This is a genomic window from Aquamicrobium aerolatum DSM 21857 (assembly GCF_900113935.1).
GTDB lineage: Bacteria > Pseudomonadota > Alphaproteobacteria > Rhizobiales > Rhizobiaceae > Aerobium > Aerobium aerolatum.
In genome coordinates this window covers 258,316-274,903 of sequence record NZ_FORF01000001.1, presented here as the reverse complement: position 1 = coordinate 274,903, position 16,588 = coordinate 258,316, and the positions used below count along the sequence as shown (strand labels likewise).

At 60.1% G+C, this 16,588-nt stretch carries 15 protein-coding genes; 6 read left to right on the top strand and 9 right to left on the bottom strand.

Annotated elements, in window-relative coordinates; genetic code table 11:
* Positions 1 to 13: 13 nt before the first annotated feature.
* From BMZ42_RS01300 to BMZ42_RS01290, 3 genes are all read right to left on the bottom strand, one after another.
* Positions 14 to 628: a DUF6101 family protein gene (locus BMZ42_RS01300; RefSeq protein ID WP_280139824.1), complete on the bottom strand. Its 615-nt coding sequence runs from the start codon at positions 626 to 628 to the stop codon at positions 14 to 16.
* Positions 629 to 776: 148 nt separating this feature from the next.
* On the bottom strand, positions 777 to 2,189 hold the full coding sequence (locus tag BMZ42_RS01295) for an FAD-binding oxidoreductase (protein WP_091517682.1): 1,413 nt from the start codon (positions 2,187 to 2,189) through the stop codon (positions 777 to 779).
* A gap of 7 nt (positions 2,190 to 2,196) precedes the next feature.
* Positions 2,197 to 3,174 (bottom strand): L-threonylcarbamoyladenylate synthase, encoded by a 978-nt coding sequence (locus BMZ42_RS01290; protein WP_091517820.1) that lies wholly within the window; start codon positions 3,172 to 3,174, stop codon positions 2,197 to 2,199.
* Between the two features lie 476 nt (positions 3,175 to 3,650).
* Here BMZ42_RS01290 and BMZ42_RS01285 point away from each other — a divergent pair, with 476 nt between their 5' ends.
* Positions 3,651 to 4,079 (top strand): hypothetical protein, encoded by a 429-nt coding sequence (locus BMZ42_RS01285; RefSeq protein ID WP_244523107.1) that lies wholly within the window; start codon positions 3,651 to 3,653, stop codon positions 4,077 to 4,079.
* Positions 4,080 to 4,108: 29 nt separating this feature from the next.
* Here the strand turns inward: BMZ42_RS01285 and glyS are convergent, their stop codons facing one another.
* The 6 genes from glyS to BMZ42_RS01255 all read right to left on the bottom strand — a co-directional run bounded on the left by glyS (position 4,109) and on the right by BMZ42_RS01255 (position 13,161).
* On the bottom strand, positions 4,109 to 6,229 hold the full coding sequence (gene glyS / locus BMZ42_RS01280; RefSeq protein ID WP_091517816.1) for a glycine--tRNA ligase subunit beta: 2,121 nt from the start codon (positions 6,227 to 6,229) through the stop codon (positions 4,109 to 4,111).
* A 101-nt stretch (positions 6,230 to 6,330) separates the two neighbouring features.
* The gene (locus BMZ42_RS01275) at positions 6,331 to 8,277 is read right to left on the bottom strand and encodes a DUF2207 domain-containing protein (protein WP_091517680.1); all 1,947 of its coding nucleotides are present in this window, start codon (positions 8,275 to 8,277) and stop codon (positions 6,331 to 6,333) included.
* A gap of 14 nt (positions 8,278 to 8,291) precedes the next feature.
* Positions 8,292 to 8,861, bottom strand: coding sequence for a LemA family protein (locus BMZ42_RS01270; RefSeq protein WP_175556590.1), 570 nt, complete (start codon positions 8,859 to 8,861; stop codon positions 8,292 to 8,294).
* 62 nt (positions 8,862 to 8,923) lie between these two features.
* Positions 8,924 to 9,850: a glycine--tRNA ligase subunit alpha gene (locus BMZ42_RS01265; RefSeq protein WP_420492434.1), complete on the bottom strand. Its 927-nt coding sequence runs from the start codon at positions 9,848 to 9,850 to the stop codon at positions 8,924 to 8,926.
* A gap of 144 nt (positions 9,851 to 9,994) precedes the next feature.
* Entirely contained in the window at positions 9,995 to 12,016 is a 2,022-nt protein-coding gene (locus tag BMZ42_RS01260) for a tetratricopeptide repeat protein (protein ID WP_091517676.1), read from the bottom strand.
* A 146-nt stretch (positions 12,017 to 12,162) separates the two neighbouring features.
* Positions 12,163 to 13,161 (bottom strand): polyprenyl synthetase family protein, encoded by a 999-nt coding sequence (locus BMZ42_RS01255; protein ID WP_420492433.1) that lies wholly within the window; start codon positions 13,159 to 13,161, stop codon positions 12,163 to 12,165.
* 198 nt (positions 13,162 to 13,359) lie between these two features.
* Here BMZ42_RS01255 and BMZ42_RS01250 point away from each other — a divergent pair, with 198 nt between their 5' ends.
* The 5 genes from BMZ42_RS01250 to BMZ42_RS01230 all read left to right on the top strand — a co-directional run bounded on the left by BMZ42_RS01250 (position 13,360) and on the right by BMZ42_RS01230 (position 16,579).
* Entirely contained in the window at positions 13,360 to 13,584 is a 225-nt protein-coding gene (locus BMZ42_RS01250; protein WP_091517673.1) for a putative signal transducing protein, read from the top strand.
* Positions 13,585 to 13,586: 2 nt separating this feature from the next.
* Positions 13,587 to 14,375, top strand: coding sequence for a tRNA1(Val) (adenine(37)-N6)-methyltransferase (locus tag BMZ42_RS01245; protein WP_091517671.1), 789 nt, complete (start codon positions 13,587 to 13,589; stop codon positions 14,373 to 14,375).
* 197 nt (positions 14,376 to 14,572) lie between these two features.
* Entirely contained in the window at positions 14,573 to 15,430 is an 858-nt protein-coding gene (locus tag BMZ42_RS01240; protein ID WP_091517670.1) for a S49 family peptidase, read from the top strand.
* A gap of 72 nt (positions 15,431 to 15,502) precedes the next feature.
* Positions 15,503 to 15,688 carry a hypothetical protein gene (locus BMZ42_RS01235; RefSeq protein ID WP_091517668.1) on the top strand — a complete coding sequence of 62 codons (186 nt, stop codon included), beginning with the start codon at positions 15,503 to 15,505 and terminating at the stop codon, positions 15,686 to 15,688.
* Positions 15,689 to 15,697: 9 nt separating this feature from the next.
* The gene (locus BMZ42_RS01230) at positions 15,698 to 16,579 is read left to right on the top strand and encodes a 4-(cytidine 5'-diphospho)-2-C-methyl-D-erythritol kinase (RefSeq protein ID WP_244523106.1); all 882 of its coding nucleotides are present in this window, start codon (positions 15,698 to 15,700) and stop codon (positions 16,577 to 16,579) included.
* The last annotated feature ends 9 nt before the right edge of the window (positions 16,580 to 16,588 follow it).

The window sequence follows — 16,588 nt, the reverse complement described above, 5'->3', positions numbered from 1 at the left end:
TGCCGCGTTCACATCAGTTGCGCGCGATGATCTCTTCACCGTCGACGACCAGACGCAGCCCCAGATCGCCAGTGCGACGGCGCGCCAGAAAACGCGGACGGCGCTGGCGGGAAACACGTCCCTTGCGGCGCTCGACCGGCTGTCCGGTGCGGACCATGCCCAAGGTTTCGTCCAGAGTGCGTGCAACGCCATCTGCTTCAAACAGCAGCATCGGCAGGCGATAGGCTTCCGCCCAGGCGCGCCAGTCGGCGGCAACATCATCGAGGTCGCTTGCCACCAGCAGCGGCACCGAAAGGTGCGGGTCGTTGTGGAGCAATTCCAGCGTCACTGTCACAGTGCCGCCCTCATGTTCAATTGCGCGGGCCGCAACGCCACGAAACGCCGTCGCTGGCACAACAACCGTCACCGGCAATCCGCTCTGCTGGAGCAACCGACGCACGGTCGCACCGCGCGGATCGATGGTAAAACTTACGTCGCCAAGTTCATCACGCGAGGCGTAGGAAACCGCCTGCGGAAGTCGGAACGGGTCCAGCCGCATGTCGCTGCTGGCCCAGACTGGTTTCAGCTGGGTGCTTGTCACTGTCTTGCCTTCCTGTCTCTCCTGAGAGCCGGTGTTCCGGTCTCTCACGGGCAGTTTTCCTGCCTCGTTATGAGGGTGAGACTAGGCCCGTTTCTTTCCAACCGGCTTAAGAAACGGGGTTAAGGCTTTCTGGATTTCGCGAATGGTTATCGAATTCCAACCGCGTAACCCGCTGTAAATCTTCGTAAAATGAAGATTAAATTACGCGTTTTGGGCTCATTATCCCGGCTGGATCGAACGCGGTCTTGATCCGTCGCATCAGGTCAATTTCAACAGGTGGCGCTGTGGCGATCAGCTCATCACGCTTGAGGCGGCCAATGCCGTGCTCTGCCGAAATCGACCCGTTAAACGACCGCACCACATCATGAACGGCAGTGTTGATCGTGCGGTACAGCGCGAGAAAATCGGCAGTTTCAGCGCCCACAGGCTGAGAAATATTATAGTGCAGATTGCCATCGCCCATGTGACCAAAGCACACCAGCCGCGCGCCCGGCTCGATGGCGGTTACCGCCTGCCATGCAGCATCGATGAAGTCCGGAATACACGCCACGGGGACAGAGATGTCATGCTTGATCGACGCGCCTTCCGGCTTCTGCGCTTCCGACATGCTTTCGCGCAGATTCCAGAAGGCATCGCCTTGTGCAATGCTCGCGGCGAGCGCAGCGTCGGCGACATATCCGGCCTCAAAACCCGCCGTCAGGATCCGCTCCATCAACGCGCGTGCATCTTCTGCCGACGAGCTGGAAGAGATCTCCATCAGCACATACCAGGGATAGGCAGATTGAAGCGGGTCCACCGTGCCTTGCGCATGCTGCAAGACAAAATCCAGCGACTTGCGGATCATCAGCTCGAAGCCGGTGAGACTTGATCCTGCATGTTCGGACGCAATGCCAAACAGTTTGAGAGCGTCATCCGTACTGTTGAGACCTACCCACGCAACCTCTCGCCCCTTCGGCCGGGGATAGAGCTTCATCACCGCAGCGGTGATCACACCCAGCGTGCCCTCAGCGCCGATGAAAAGGTTCTTCAGATCGTAGCCCGTATTGTCTTTCTTGAGCTTGCGCAGATCATCCAGCACCTCGCCTGTCGGAAGCACGACTTCCAGGCCCAGGCATAGATCGCGCGTATTGCCATAGGCCAGAACGCTCGTGCCGCCTGCATTGGTCGAAAGATTGCCTCCCAGTTGCGCGGAGCCTTGTGAAGCGAGCGAAAGCGGGAACAGCCTGTCGGCAGCGTGTGCCGCATCATGAAGGTGCTGGAGAATCACGCCGGCTTCAGCCGTGATGGTGTTCGAAGCCAGATCGATCTCGCGAATTGCGTTGAGTCGTGACAGCGACAGAATGATCTCTGTTCCGCTGGCGTCCGGAACCTGCGCACCGACAAGACCGGTATTGCCACCCTGAGGCACGACCGGCGTTGCCGTCTCCGTCGCCAGCTTCAAGATCGCGCTGACCTCGGCGACGCTGCCGGGACGCAGCACCATTGGCGTGGTGCCCTTCCACAGCCCCCGCGGCTCGACCAGGAACGAAACGACATCCTCCGGCCGGCGGTGCGCATATGCATCGCCAACAATCGCGGCGAACCGGTCCAGAATGGCACTGTCGGTCATCTTCACCTCACTGTGGTATGAGCGAACCGCCATCGCGGGGCGCTGCTGCCCGAACCAGACGATCACGCAACGCCTCGCCCAACCCATCTACCGGGATTGGCTCAACGGCGATTGTGGCGGCACCCGTTCCATCCAGCGCCTTCAGGTACGCATAAAGGTTGGCTGCTGCCTCGCGCAGATTTCCGTCGGGCGAAAGGTTCAGGATCGCCTTCGCTGCTGCTGCATTAGCAATGCGCCGCGGACCGAAGGCCATCAAAGCCTCTCCATCGCGGACCTCTTGTGCGTCGAGTCTGACACTGGCATCGGGTGCATAGTGCGACGCGAGCATGCCCGGTGCTTCGATCGAACCGGAGCCGCCGCGAACAACGTCGACGCCCAGAAATTCACTGACTTCATCTGCTGTGATGCCACCGGGGCGCAGCATGCGCACCTCACCGTCGCCCACCTTGATAATGGTCGATTCCACGCCGACCTGCGTGCGACCGCCATCTGCAACAAGTTCAATCTTTGAACCCAGATCGTCCGCGACAGCCTGTGCAGAAGTCGGGCTGATACGTCCCGACGAATTTGCCGATGGCGCGGCAAGCGGTCTGCCCAACGTGTTGATCAGTTGCTGGCCAAATCCCATCGGCATGCGAACCGCGACTGTTTCCAGTCCGGTCGTGACGAGCGGATGAATACAGTGATTTTCGTTCAGCGGCAGTACCAGTGTCAGCGGTCCCGGCCAGTATTTTTGCGCCAAACGTTCTGAAATTTCATCGAACACGGCAACTTCGCGCGCCATATCGAAGCTGCCGACATGCACTATCAGCGGATTGAACCGAGGGCGACCCTTGACCTCGAAGATGCGCGCGACCGCTTCGCCGTTGGTGGCGTCGGCAGCAAGCCCGTAGACGGTCTCGGTAGGAATCGCGACAACCTCACCCAGTTCGATGATCTCAATCGCTGGGGCCAGCGCGTCTTCCAGGGGCAGTATCCGCGCCAAGGACAATTCCTAACTTCTGATGGCAAGGCCTGACTGCCTACTCCGGCCCGCGCAGCACGGCAAGACCAACCATGACCAAATTGTTAATCAGGAGATGCTAACAGATACCGGCTTCGTTTCCGGAGCCAGAACGGTCGCAAGAGCGGGGGGAGACAAATGTATCGAACACTCACCACAGCTTTAAGCGTTGTCATCGCCTCATCAATGGGAACGGCAAGCGCGTCGTCGCTTGTCTCCATCGCGCCAGCACCTTCGGAGCATAGTCCTTCGATCGTCTACCGTGGCGCTCCGGCACCGGATGACGCGCCCGCAATGTCAGGCGCAAGCGTCTCGCCAGAGGTTCCCACATGGATGTCCCAAGCCGCAAACCTGTCTATTCGCGGCGCTGAAATCGGCGCTGACAATACGTTTACATCATCGGTTGGAATGGGTAGCCAAGGTACTGAAACTGCCTCAACTCAACCAGAGACCCAACCGTGATCGAACTGACCGTCAATGTTGTCCTGAAATTCTTCCACATTCTGGGTCTCATGCTCGGCGCCGCTGCCGGCTTCGGCTCGATGCTCGTAGCGCGTCAGGCGCGCCGCGCGGCCGCCCCATCGCCAGACCTTCTGGCGCTGCGCCCACTTCTGTCGAAGCTCGCGCTGTCCGGCATCATCCTGTTGTGGATCACCGGGCTCAGCCTGTGGATGCTGCGCTACGACTTCGCCCAACTCGGGCCAGCCTATTCGTACAAGATGCTTGTCGCACTTGTGCTGCTCGTCGTTGTTCTGGTGATCAACGTCGTCAACCGCCGCGCCGCAAATGCAGGCACGCCGCCGCCATCGTGGTTACCGAAGCTCGGCATGACCACTCCGATCCTCACACTGATCGCGGTTGCTCTGGGCGTCTGGGTCTTCATCTAAAAAAATGGCCGCTTGAAGCGGCCATTTTCTTATCCAGCAATCTTTGAGAAATCAGCGACCTGCCCGGTCGCATTGCGAATGCGCGCCAGGAGCGCGAGACGGTTGGCGCGGACCGCCAGATCGTCATCGTTGACCAGCACCGCATCGAAGAACGCATCGACCGGCGCTCGTAGCACCGACAGCGCCTGCATGGCTCCGGCAAAGTCCTGCGCGGCAACCGCCGGGCCCGCTTCGGTCTCCGCGTGATTGATTGCCTCCAACAATGCGCCTTCGGTCGCATCGCGGAACAACGCAGGGTCGACTTCCGCAGCGATGGCGGTGCCCTTCTTTTCCTCGGCAGCCAGAATGTTGGCCGCGCGCTTGGTGCCGGCCAGCAGATTCTTGCCGTCATCCGAATCAAGGAAGATCCCGAGTGCAGCGACGCGGCTGGTCACCGGCAGCAGATCATCGTCCTGTGCTGAAATCACAGCGTCGATCAGATCATGCCGCGCGCCCTTGTCACGCAGATAGACCTTCAACCGGTCGTGGAAGAACGACAGGAGGTCGACATCGCCTTTCGTCACCGACAACAGCGGCAGGCGCACGCCATTCTCAACAATGATGCGGATCACGCCCAGCGCAGCGCGGCGCAGGGCGTACGGATCCTTGGAGCCAGTCGGCTTCTCGTCAATCGCCCAGAAGCCCGTCAGCGTATCGAGCTTGTCAGCCAGTGCGACCGCCACCGATACCGGATCGGTTGGCACCACATCTGATGGCCCCTGCGGACGATAATGTTCTTCAAGTGCCGCTGCTACCGATGGATGCTCTCCCTGCAGCAGCGCGTATTTGCGGCCCATTGCACCCTGAAGTTCGGGGAACTCACCCACGACTTCGGTCTGCAAGTCAGCCTTCGCCAGCACGGCGGCACGCTTTGCGAGCTGCGGGTCGGCACCAACCAGCGGTGCAATCTGTGCGGCCAGAGCCTCGATCCGCTGCACACGCTCACCCTGCGTGCCAAGCTTGGCATGGAACGTGACGTCGAGATTGTCCAGGCGCGCCATGCGCTGGTCGAGCGGCTTGTTCAGATCGAGACCGAAATTGGATGCCGAGTCTACCAAGGCGTCGCGGTCTGGCAGATCAGCCTGATCGGTTTTCCAGAAGTGTACGGCGTCCGACAGGCGCGCACGCACGACCTTGCCGTTACCATGCGCGATTTCCTTGCCGCCATCGGTTGCCTCGATGTTCGAGGTCAGCACGAAGTGGTTGGACAAAGCCTCATCCTCGCCGCGCGGACGCGTAACGAAGCATTTCTGGTTGGCACGGATCGTCAGGCGGATGACCTCTGGCGGGATATCGAGAAACGCCTCCTCGAACTCGCCCATCAGCACGACGGGCCATTCAACAAGGCCAGACACCTCATCAAGCAGAGCCTCATCTTCAACGAGATCAAGCCCGCTGGCGAAAGCCAGATTGCGCGCGTCATCCTGGATGATGCGCTTGCGGCGTTCGGCGTCGAGCACAACCTTCGCCGCTTCGAGCTTGGCGACATAATCTTCAAACCGGCGCACTTCGATGGCGTCCGGCGCATGGAAGCGGTGGCCAAAGGTGATGTTGCCGGAGCGGATGCCATCGACCTCGAAATCCACGACCACCGGCTCACCGACTTCCGGGCCAAACGTGCACAGGATCGATTGCAGCGGACGCACCCAGCGCAATGCGCCCGGCTGCGCCGAGGCCGCGCCCCAGCGCATTGATTTCGGCCACGGGAAATTTCGCACGATACCGGGTATCAGTTCGGCGATGATCTCTTCGGCGCCACGCCCTGCCTTGACGATATGGGCGACGTAGAAGTCGCCCTTCTTGGGGTCGCTGTGAACATGCGCCTCCGAGATCGACGCCAGCCCCGCCTTGCGCAAAAAGCCCTGAACCGCCTGCTCGGGAGCCGAGGTCGACGGTCCCTTGATTTCATCGCGCACATCCTTGGAGCGCGCGGTCAGGCCACGGATGTCCAGCGTCAGCCGACGCGGCGTCCAGTATTCGGTCGCCGCCTCATAGGTCAGACCGGCCTCGACCAGACCATCTGTCACCATCTTCTTCAGATCGCCCGCAGCCTTGCGCTGCATGCGTGCCGGGATTTCCTCGGAGCGGAGTTCTAGAAGGAGGTCGGGCATGAATTGATCGCCGTAATATCTGTGCAAGTGTTGCGCAGCCATCTAGCAAGACGGCTGCGGTTTGTCATGGGCTGGAACCAACTTTAGCGCAAACGTGGCGTTTACCAGCCACCGCCGCCGCCGCCGCCGCCGCCGCCGCCGGAAAATCCACCCCCTCCGCTGCCTGAACTGAACCCGGAGGAAGAAGACTTTGGCGCAGGCAAAGATGCCGTCAGGCTACTGGCGAGCGAACCGGCGACATCGCCCAGACTCTTGCCGATCCGGCCACCGCCAAAATCCGAACCATGATACCAGCTTGGTCCAACATATCCCGCGGCAGCGCCCGCGGCTGCAGCCGACGCAAGCCAGGCATCGAATGTGCGCGACCAGGGCTTTTCGACGCCAAGCGCAACCGCGTAAGGCAGTAGCGTCTCGAAATGCTGTGGCGACATCGTCGGTGCGCCCTGCATATTCATCCGGTCTTTTTCAGCCAATGTCAGATATTGCTTCAGACCCGCCACTTGCGCCGAAAGCTTCTGCCCGATCGGCGTCGGCGCCCCCATGATCAGGAAGAACAGCAGATTGACGATCAACATCCCGGCGACAATGCCAAGGATGGCTGGATGAAAATCCAGATCGGTCAGAACAGCAAGGACGCCGCCCAGCATGTTCAGGCCGATGAAACCGACAAAAGCCGCGCCCAGCACGGACATGATCCGCGCCCGCAACGAACTGGCACTGCGAAAACTGCGCCCGACCTTTACAGCAATGATTGCGATGACGACGGACGGCACGACGGCCATGAACAAGACCGCCAGCGTCTCTTCATCGATCGCTCCCAGCACCGCCATGGCAAGCATCGAAACTACCGACAGAAACAACCCAAAAACTATGTAGAGCGGATTATGGCGATAGAATTTGTTGCGGTGTTCGGTCTCCATCGCCTGACGGAACGAGGTTCCCACCGCCTGCACCGTCTCGCCGTGGGCCTTGTCGACCGCCAAAGCGTCGCCATCGTGTGGGATCGCGTTGAGGATTGCACGCTGCCCGACGCCCAGCCCTGAAGGAGTGCCGTCGCCTTTGCGGCGGATGGTCAGGTTCCGGCCCGGCTGCTCGATTTCAAGATGACCCTTCACCGCTAGATCGATGATCGAGGCGGAAAAAGCGTCCCAGCCCTCGCCCCGAAAGCCACGCTTCTCGATATAATTGGCAAGCGCTGGCGACACGCCATCCGGCGCGGTCCATCGGGGCACGACAATCTCCTCAGGCGGATCACGTCCCACACGTCGCCAGGCCCACAGATAAAACAAGGTCACAATCAGGAAACCAAACCCACCTGCAAAAAGCCCGGCATTGTCGCGCCACCACTCCGCACTTTCATCCGCAGCGCTCGGGGGTGCAACGACACCCTTGGGAAACGCGACGACCACCGTCAGTCCTTCGCGTTGCGACAGAGGACGCGTGGTCTGAAACAGGATCGAGTTGCCATTCGCCAGCATGCGAGCAGAAGCATCCTGCTCCCGCGAGCCATATCGCCCGGTGTAGTAGGTCACGTCAGTGGCTTTGGCACCGCGCGGAAGCGTGACCTGCGCCGACGCCTGGCGGATCGGAAACTCCCAGACATTGCCGGTGACGTTCCAGTAAAGCTCGTCGTGATCTTCGAAAAAGCGAATCTGACGTGTCGTGTCGTAAGCGATCTCGTAAGTATAGACGCCCGGCGTCAGCCTCACATCGCCATCACCGATGCGAATACGCAAGACGCCGGAGCTGCGTTCGGTGGCGAACGGCTCAGGCCGGCCGTCCCGCAACACCGAGACGACATCGAGCCCCACCTCGCGTATCTTTCCCTGCGCGTCTTCGTAGCGCAGCGGAATATCCCGGAATATTCCCCGCGAAATACGCGTGCCTTCGGCGTTGACGGTGATTTTCTCCGTCACCGACAACGTACCGTTGGCATGCACGTCAATATCGGCGTGGAAGGCGCGTATCTGCTCAGCCGCACCGGACGGCGCGGCAAATCCCAGGACGACAAATGCGGTTGCAACCAGCAGGCGCGCAAGAAAGGACATAGCCAGCCTTCGGCTCAGTTGAAAGAAACCTGCGGCACGACACGATCCTGCGGATTTTCGATCTCGAAATATTCCGCCTTGGTAAAGCCAAAACTGTTGGCAACGATATTGGACGGAAAGCTCTCGACCCGAATGTTGAGATCACGGGCTGCGCCATTGTAGTAGCGCCGCGACATCTGGATCTCCCCTTCAAGCGTTTCCAGTGTCGTCTGCAATTGCAGGAAATTCTGGTTGGCCTTGAGATCCGGATAGGCTTCGGCCACAGCAAAAAGACGGCCCAGTGCCTGACTGAGCATACCTTCGACTTGAGCGCGGCCGGCAACATCGTCGCTGGGCAGCGCCTGCGCGCGGGCCCGAAGGGCCGTCACCTCTTCAAGCGTCTTGCGCTCATGCCCGGCATAGCCCTTGACCGTTTCGATCAGGTTCGGGATCAGGTCAGCGCGCCGCTTCAACTGCACGTCGATGCCAGACCATGCTTCCTGCACCATCTGTCGGGCACGTACCAGCCCGTTGTAGACGACGATGACGTAGCCCGCCAGCGCGATCGCAATGACGATCAGTATCGTCCCTAGTCCGAAATCCATGGTCTGCTTCCCCTCTGAAAGACATGACAGACTAGCGCGAGCGCTGGTCTATGGGAAGCATTTCAGACGTTCGGCTGATAGCCCACGCCACCGGCTTCAGTGAGTAAGAACGCCTCGCCGCATGCCTTGGCAAGATTGCGGACACGCAGAATGTAGCTCTGTCGCTCAGTGACCGAAATCACGCCGCGCGCATCGAGCAGATTGAAAGCATGCGATGCCTTGATGCACTGATCATATGCCGGAAACACCATCTGATGAACTTTCCGGTCCCCAGACGGAACTCCGGCATCGAGCAGCGCACGGCACTCACGCTCCGCATCTTCAAAATGACGAAACAGAATTGCCGTGTCGGCGTGTTCGAAATTGAATCGCGAATATTCCTGCTCGGCCTGCAGGAAGACGTCGCCGTAGGTGACCTTTTCGTCGCCCTCGCGCCCGTTGAAATTCAAATCATAGACATTGTCGACGCCCTGAACATACATGGCCAGACGCTCAAGGCCGTAGGTCAGCTCACCGGCTACCGGCGCGCACTCAATGCCGCAGACCTGCTGGAAATAGGTGAACTGCGACACTTCCATGCCATCGCACCAGCACTCCCAGCCGAGCCCCCAGGCGCCCAGCGTCGGGCTTTCCCAGTCGTCTTCAACGAAGCGGATATCATGGGTCAGAACGTCGATCCCAATCGCCTTCAGTGACCCAAGATAGAGTTCCTGCAGGTTCGATGGGTTCGGCTTCAGGATCACCTGATACTGGTAGTAGTGCTGAAGCCGATTGGGATTTTCGCCATAGCGTCCGTCCTTGGGGCGGCGTGACGGCTGAACGTAGGCCGCATTCCATGGACGCGGCCCAAGCGCACGCAGTGTCGTCGCCGGATGGAATGTCCCTGCGCCCACTTCCATGTCGTAGGGCTGCAGCACAACACAGCCGTAATCGGCCCAATAATTATGAAGTGCGAGGATCAGCCCCTGAAAGGAACGGACAGGATTCATATGAGCAGGAAGATTTGCGTTCACGGCGTGCCTCTGGAGGGCTGTGGCAGGACGTGCACCTCCTAGAGCGGCAACCTGGAACCGTCAAGGCAAGCCAGAACTGCTGTCGCGTCGGAAGCTCTATAAATCCCTCTTCACGCCGCCTCAGTTTTCCGGTGGCAATACCAGTTCCTGCCCTGGCATGATCCGGCCCGGATCGCCCCGCAGCGACGGATTCAGACCGAGGATCTCCCGGTAGCGGTGACCGTCACCCAGCTTCTCCACAGCGATCGACCAAAGCGACTGACCAGGGGCAACGACATGCGTGCGCCGCTCCGCCGCGGCGGGCTCAATCACGACGGGTTCGGGAACCGCCTGCGCGCCAGTCTCGGTCGCCTCCGGCAATTCTGGCACCGGCACGACCGTTGCGGCCGCAGTCTCTGGGGCTTCCACAGTCTCGGAAGCAGCCCTTTCCTCGACCGGCCCAAGACCTTGCTTCAGCTTGTTTTCGGCATCGGCCTTGACCTTGTCGTCGGGCTCCAGCTGCAAAGTATGACGCCATTGGAAGGTCGCTTCCAATTTGCGCCCGACACGCCAATAGGCATCGCCGAGATGATCGTTGAGCACCGGATCGGCCGGCATCAGGCCGACCGCGCGCTGCAACTCGCTGACCGCCTCATCGAAGCGCCCAAGCTTGTAATAAGCCCAGCCCAGCGAATCGACGATATATCCATCACTTGGCCGCAACTCGACGGCTCGACGGATAAGGTCCAGTCCTTCCTCGAGGTTGATGTTCATATCGACCCAGGAATAGCCAAGATAGTTCAGAACCTGTGGCTGATCGGGGAACAGCTCCAGCGCTTTGCGAAAATTCGGCTCCGCCTTGTCCCATTCTTTCAAGCGCTCATAGGCGATGCCGCGCTGATAAAACACGTTCCAGTCGGTGCGCTCGGGCTCGTCGATTCGAGACACCGCCACATCAAAAAGATCGGCTGCCGCGCGATAATTTTCCTGTCGCGCATAGACACCGCCAAGTGCCTGATAGGCGCGCATGTCATCCGGGTCTTCTGCAAGCGACGACTTCAGGTGCTCTATCGCCTCATCATAACGCTCCAGATCGGCCAGATTCAGCCCGAGCTGCAGTTCCGCGACAGCCTTCATCGGCGAGCTGTCGGGAATTTTCTCATATTCGGCAATCGCAGTTTCAGCATCGCGCTGCTGCTCAGCGACACCCGCCAGCTGGATCAAGATCGCGTCACTGCGCGGGCGCAAGGCGTTGGCGTACTGGAGATACAGCCGCACGAAAGACTCGCCGCCGCTCCGATTCAGCGCGGTGGCGAGATTGAGCAGAATTTCGGCTGCGCCCTCCTGCGCATTTGCCACGATCGCGGGAGCCTTTGCGCCCTTGTCGATCTGGTTGCGCAATACCTGGACTGTCAGTCTGCCAGGCGCGAACTCGTCCGCCTTGTCGAGAACTGCCAATGCGCCCTTGCGGTCATCCTTGCGCACCAGATAGCCGGCATAGGCCTCAAGTGCTCGCAGATAGGTCTCCGGTGCCGCACCGCCAGCGGAGAGATTTTCTGCGGTTTCGTCATAGGCCTTGCGCGCAACGCTATCATTGCCGGCCTGCTCCGCAATCAACGCGCGGTGATAGCTCAGGAACAACTCGTACCATTCCGGCCCCTCCAGCGCGTCGATGGCAGCCAGCGCTCCCGCCGAATCACCACCGCCCTGCTTCGCCCAGCCCGTCATGATTCCGGTGATCAAACGGTCAAGGTCAGATCCAAGCGCCAGCTTCAGAAGATACTCGGCGTTCGAGAAATCCTTCTTGCGAAATGCGTCGACCGCGAGGGCAACCCGCGAAAAGCGCTCAACTTCCGGCGCTTCCTTCAGCTTCTCCGCCAAGGGCAACGCTTCGTCGAAATCGCCCTGCGAAATAAGACCCAGCATCAGGCTCTGCTGCACCCCCTGATTATCAGGGTCGAACACCATGGCGCGGCGATAATATGCGATCGCAGCAGGAAGATCGTTGTCGCTGTCCGCAATGCGCGCAGCGAGATACGCGCCGGAAAGCGACGAAACCTTCGCGGCCTGTTCCTCGGGCCCGGTTGCGGCAAATGCACTGCTCAGCGAGACACCCGCCGCCAAGCCTGCCGCAACGAACCAGCTTCCTGTCCTAAGCCGCATAATTTTCCTTCCTGTCGTTCCGGCCTCCCGGAAATCAGACTCATCTGGAGTCTTTGGACGCCTGAAGGATGGCCTTTTTGCGAATGGCGTTCAATCCGTTCACCGGGCAAGATTGTGTCATCCGCCCGCGCCCTTCGTGGCCGATATCAATTCACGCGGCTGATGCAGAAGTCGATGACATCCAGCAAAGCCTGTTTTTGCGGGGTCTCCGCCAACGGCTTCAGCGCATCGCGCGCGAGTTCGCCGAAATGTCGGGCGCGTGCGATCGTGTCGTCAATCGATCCGTGCTTGGCCATCAGGCCGCGCGCCTTTTCCAACGACACGTCATCGGAACTGCCATGCTCGATCGAGCGCTTCCAGAACGCGCGCTCCTCGTCGCTGCCCCGACCATAGCTCAGGATCACCGGCAGGGTCACTTTGCCCTCACGGAAATCATCCCCGACATTCTTGCCCAGGCTTTCAGAATCGCTGCCATAGTCGAGCGCGTCATCTATCAGCTGGAAAGCTAGGCCGAGATTCATGCCATAGGAACGCAAGGCCGTGCGGTCATCTGACGATCCACCCGCCACGATCGGACCGACCTCTGCTGCAGCCGAAAACAGCGCCGCAGTTTTGGCTCCGATCACAGAAAGATAATTTTCTTCCGTGGTTTCCAGATTTTTAGCAGCGCCAAGCTGCATCACCTCGCCTTCGGCGATCACGGATGCTGCGGCAGACAGGATATCGAGTGCGTCAAGCGATCCTACATCCACCATCATGCGAAATGCCTGGCCCAGCAGGAAGTCACCCACAAGCACGCTCGCCTGGTTGCCCCAGATCATACGTGCAGTGCGCTTGCCGCGACGCAGATCACTCTCGTCCACGACATCGTCGTGCAGCAGCGTCGCCGTGTGCATGAACTCGACGCTGGTCGCCAGCTTCACATGGGCATCGCCGTTGTAGCCGAACATCTGTGCTGCCGCGAGCGTGAGCATCGGGCGCAGGCGCTTGCCACCCGACGAGATCAGGTGGTTAGCGACCTCCGGGATCATCTCAACGTCAGATCCCGCCCTGGCGAGAATCAGTTCGTTGACACGCCCCATATCCTGCGCAGTGAGCGAAATAATTGCCTCGATCGATGCCACTTCGCGCCGATCACCTTCGATTTTAACTACTGCGCCCACTAAACGGAACTCCTGTCAGCGTCACAACCGCCGCCACCAATTTCGCGGCGGACTCTAGGCAGGCGCGAACCGTGCGGCAAGGGGCGAATTACCACGGAAACGAGACTGTTTGTCACCCATCTTCGGTCCTTTTGCCCTTGAAGCATTTACACGCTGCACAGAAACTGGGATTTCTGACGGATGAAAGAGTTGCTACGCACCAACGATCCCGTTTTGCTCTCCTTCGTTGAGGCCCTGCTTCGCGATTCGGGCTGCACGTTCTTTATCGCCGATCAGAACATGAGCGTCATCGAAGGTTCCCTCGGGGTGCTGCCTCGACGCGTCATGGTTATCGACGAGGATAGCGAACGGGCGCGCGCAGTGCTATTCGACGCCGGCATTCTGGACGAGATAAACCCAGCCTGACCATGCAGCTCACGAGCGACGACACTGCTGACCATACTGTTGACGCGTTTCACCGCGGCGCATTCTACGTTGCTCAGCCGGCTCGCAAGGGTCATCGGGCTGGGACCGATGCCATGATGCTTGCGGCCAGCGTGCCCTCTTCCTTCGCAGGCCATCTCATTGATCTGGGTTCCGGGGCAGGAGCCGCGGGTCTTGGCGTTGCTTCACGCTGCCCGCGCGCGCATGTCACCTTGCTGGAGCGCTCGCCTGAGATGGTGGCCTATGCACGTCGCTCCATCGCGCTTGCGGAAAATGCTCACATTGCGGCAAGAAGTGCCGTCGTCAAGGCCGATGTGCGCATGCCAGCCAAAGAGCGCCGTGCTCTGGTGGAAAACGCCAGCTTCGACTGGGCGATCATGAACCCGCCTTTCAACAGTGCGCTCGACCACGCCACGCCCGATCCGCTGCGCCGCGAAGCGCACGTCATGGAAGATGCCGGCGTGTTCAGGGATTGGCTGGCGACGGCAGCGGCTCTTGTTCGGCGCGGCGGTGGCATCAGCGTCATCGCACGCCCGCATTCGCTGAACCACATTCTGGAGGCGATGCGTCCGCATTTTGGGCGGCAAGAGATCAAACCCCTCTACCCGCGCATTGAAAAGGCCGCAATTCGCGTGGTGGTGCGAGCTCGTCGCGGAGGTGCTGACGAAATATCGCTCGCTCCCCCGCTCGTCCTCCATGAACCGGGCAGCAATCGCCTTTCCCAAGCTGCTGACAGCATCAGCAACGGGCGCGCATCGCTGTTTGGTGACTAAAGCATGTCTCCCGAAAGTGGGAACCGGTTTTCGGGACAAAGACATGCGTTAAAACAAGGGGCTAAAGCGCAAGGAGCAAATCCGGAAGATCGCGACGCGCTTTAACGGCAGCAGCACAACAAAAGCAGCTGACGCGGCTTGCGTACGCAGCATGCGTGCTTACATGCAGCATACCTGTCATTTGGAGATTTGCCCTCGTGAAACGAGTGTTCAGCCGCTTTCTGCCTGCTTCCATGCGCTCCAACACCGTCACCATCCCGGTTATCCGTCTTCACGGCGCGATCATGTCCGGTGGCAATCAGTTCCGACCCAGCCTGTCATTGGCCTCAACTGCAGCGCTGATCGAAAAGGCCTTCGCTATGAAGGACGCGCCTGCAGTTGCTATCACCATCAATTCGCCCGGCGGCTCGCCGGTTCAATCGCGGCTGATCTACAAGCGCATCCGCGATCTGGCCGAAGAGAAGAAAAAGCATGTGCTCGTCTTCGTCGAGGATGTCGCTGCCTCTGGCGGCTACATGATCGCCGTTGCAGGCGATGAAATCATCGCTGATCCCTCATCCGTCGTCGGCTCGATTGGCGTCGTGTCGGCAGGCTTCGGGTTTCAGGATCTCATCAAGAAAATCGGGGTTGAGCGTCGCGTTCACACCGCGGGCCAGAACAAGGCGATCCTTGATCCTTTCCAGCCAGAAAAGCCAGACGACGTGGCGCGGCTCAAGGATCTGCAACTGGAAATTCATCAGACCTTCATTGACCTGGTCAAGCAGCGGCGCGGCCTCAAGCTCAAGGACGACCCGGATTTGTTTACCGGCATGTTCTGGACGGGCCTGAAGGGCGTCGAGCTTGGCCTCGTCGACGCATTGGGGGACATGCGCAGTTTTCTCAAGCAGCGCTATGGCGAAAAGACCCGCCTCCAGCTGATCACGCCGCCGCGCGGCTTCTTCGGTCGCAAACTGGGCGTTTTCGGGTCGCAGGCTCCTGACATCGCAGCAGGCGCGGCTTCCGGGCTCATCGAAGCAGCCGAAGAGCGTGCACACTGGAACCGTTTCGGTCTTTGACCGGGTCAGAAAAGCAACTACACTTGTGTGCAGACCGTCTGGCTCAGCAGGTGAGTATCGGAGGAGGATGCCATGCCGCAATTGATCTTCTTCGCATTGATTGGTGTCGTCGGCTATGTCGGCTACCGCTCCTTCCTGCGCGAAGCAGAACGCGTGACCGCCAAAGCCCGCCGCGCAGAAGCCGAGCAACGCAATGAGAGTCAGGGGACGCTGGTAAAGGACCCGACGACCGGTGAATACCATCCGACGAAGGACTGACAGCGCGCCGTGAATTTACATCTGCCTGCTGGCGACGCGGCGCTTGTCACCGAACATGCCGCCGCAAAGATCAACCTTGCTCTCCACATTACCGGGCAGCGCGATGACGGCTATCATCTTCTCGACACGCTCGTTGTCTTCACGCAGGCGGGGGATACGATTCGTGCCGCACCGTCCGATGAGGACCGCTTTACGCTCAGTGGCCAGTTCGCCAGCATCTTGCAGGCAGACGCGGACAACCTCGTCCTGCGCGCCCGCGACCTGATACGCCAGCTTCGCCCGGAACTTCCGCCCGTCGCGCTCGACCTGGAAAAATCTCTCCCGGTCGCTTCCGGTATCGGCGGTGGCTCGGCTGACGCGGCAGCTACCTTGCGCGCTTTGTCTGGCATGCTGGATGCGCCACTCAGCGAGGCTGAACTCTCCGTTGCTGCGCTGTCACTGGGTGCCGACGTTCCGATGTGCCTTGCATCGCATCCCCTACGCGTCCGGGGGATCGGTGAAAGTCTGGCTCCAGTGCGCGGACTTCCAGTCCTCCACATGGTCCTCGTCAACCCTGGCATGGCGGTGTCCACGCCCACCGTGTTCGGCTCACTCCTTGAGAAACAGAACGCCCCCTTGCCCGAACTCCCCGGCAATGTCGCGTTTTCAGATCTTGTCGACTGGCTCCGTAAGACCCGTAATGATCTGCAGCACCCCGCATCCGTACAAGTGCCGCAGATCGGGCAGGCGATCTCAGCGCTCGACGCCGCAGGCGCGGCTTTCTCACGCATGTCGGGTTCAGGGGCAACTTGCTTTGGCCTGTTTCCCGATGCCACCGCGGCGCAAGCCGCGGCCCGGTCTCTCGCCTCTAGATCGCCCGCATGGTACGTGAAAGCGACGCAAACGATTTAGGATCACGCC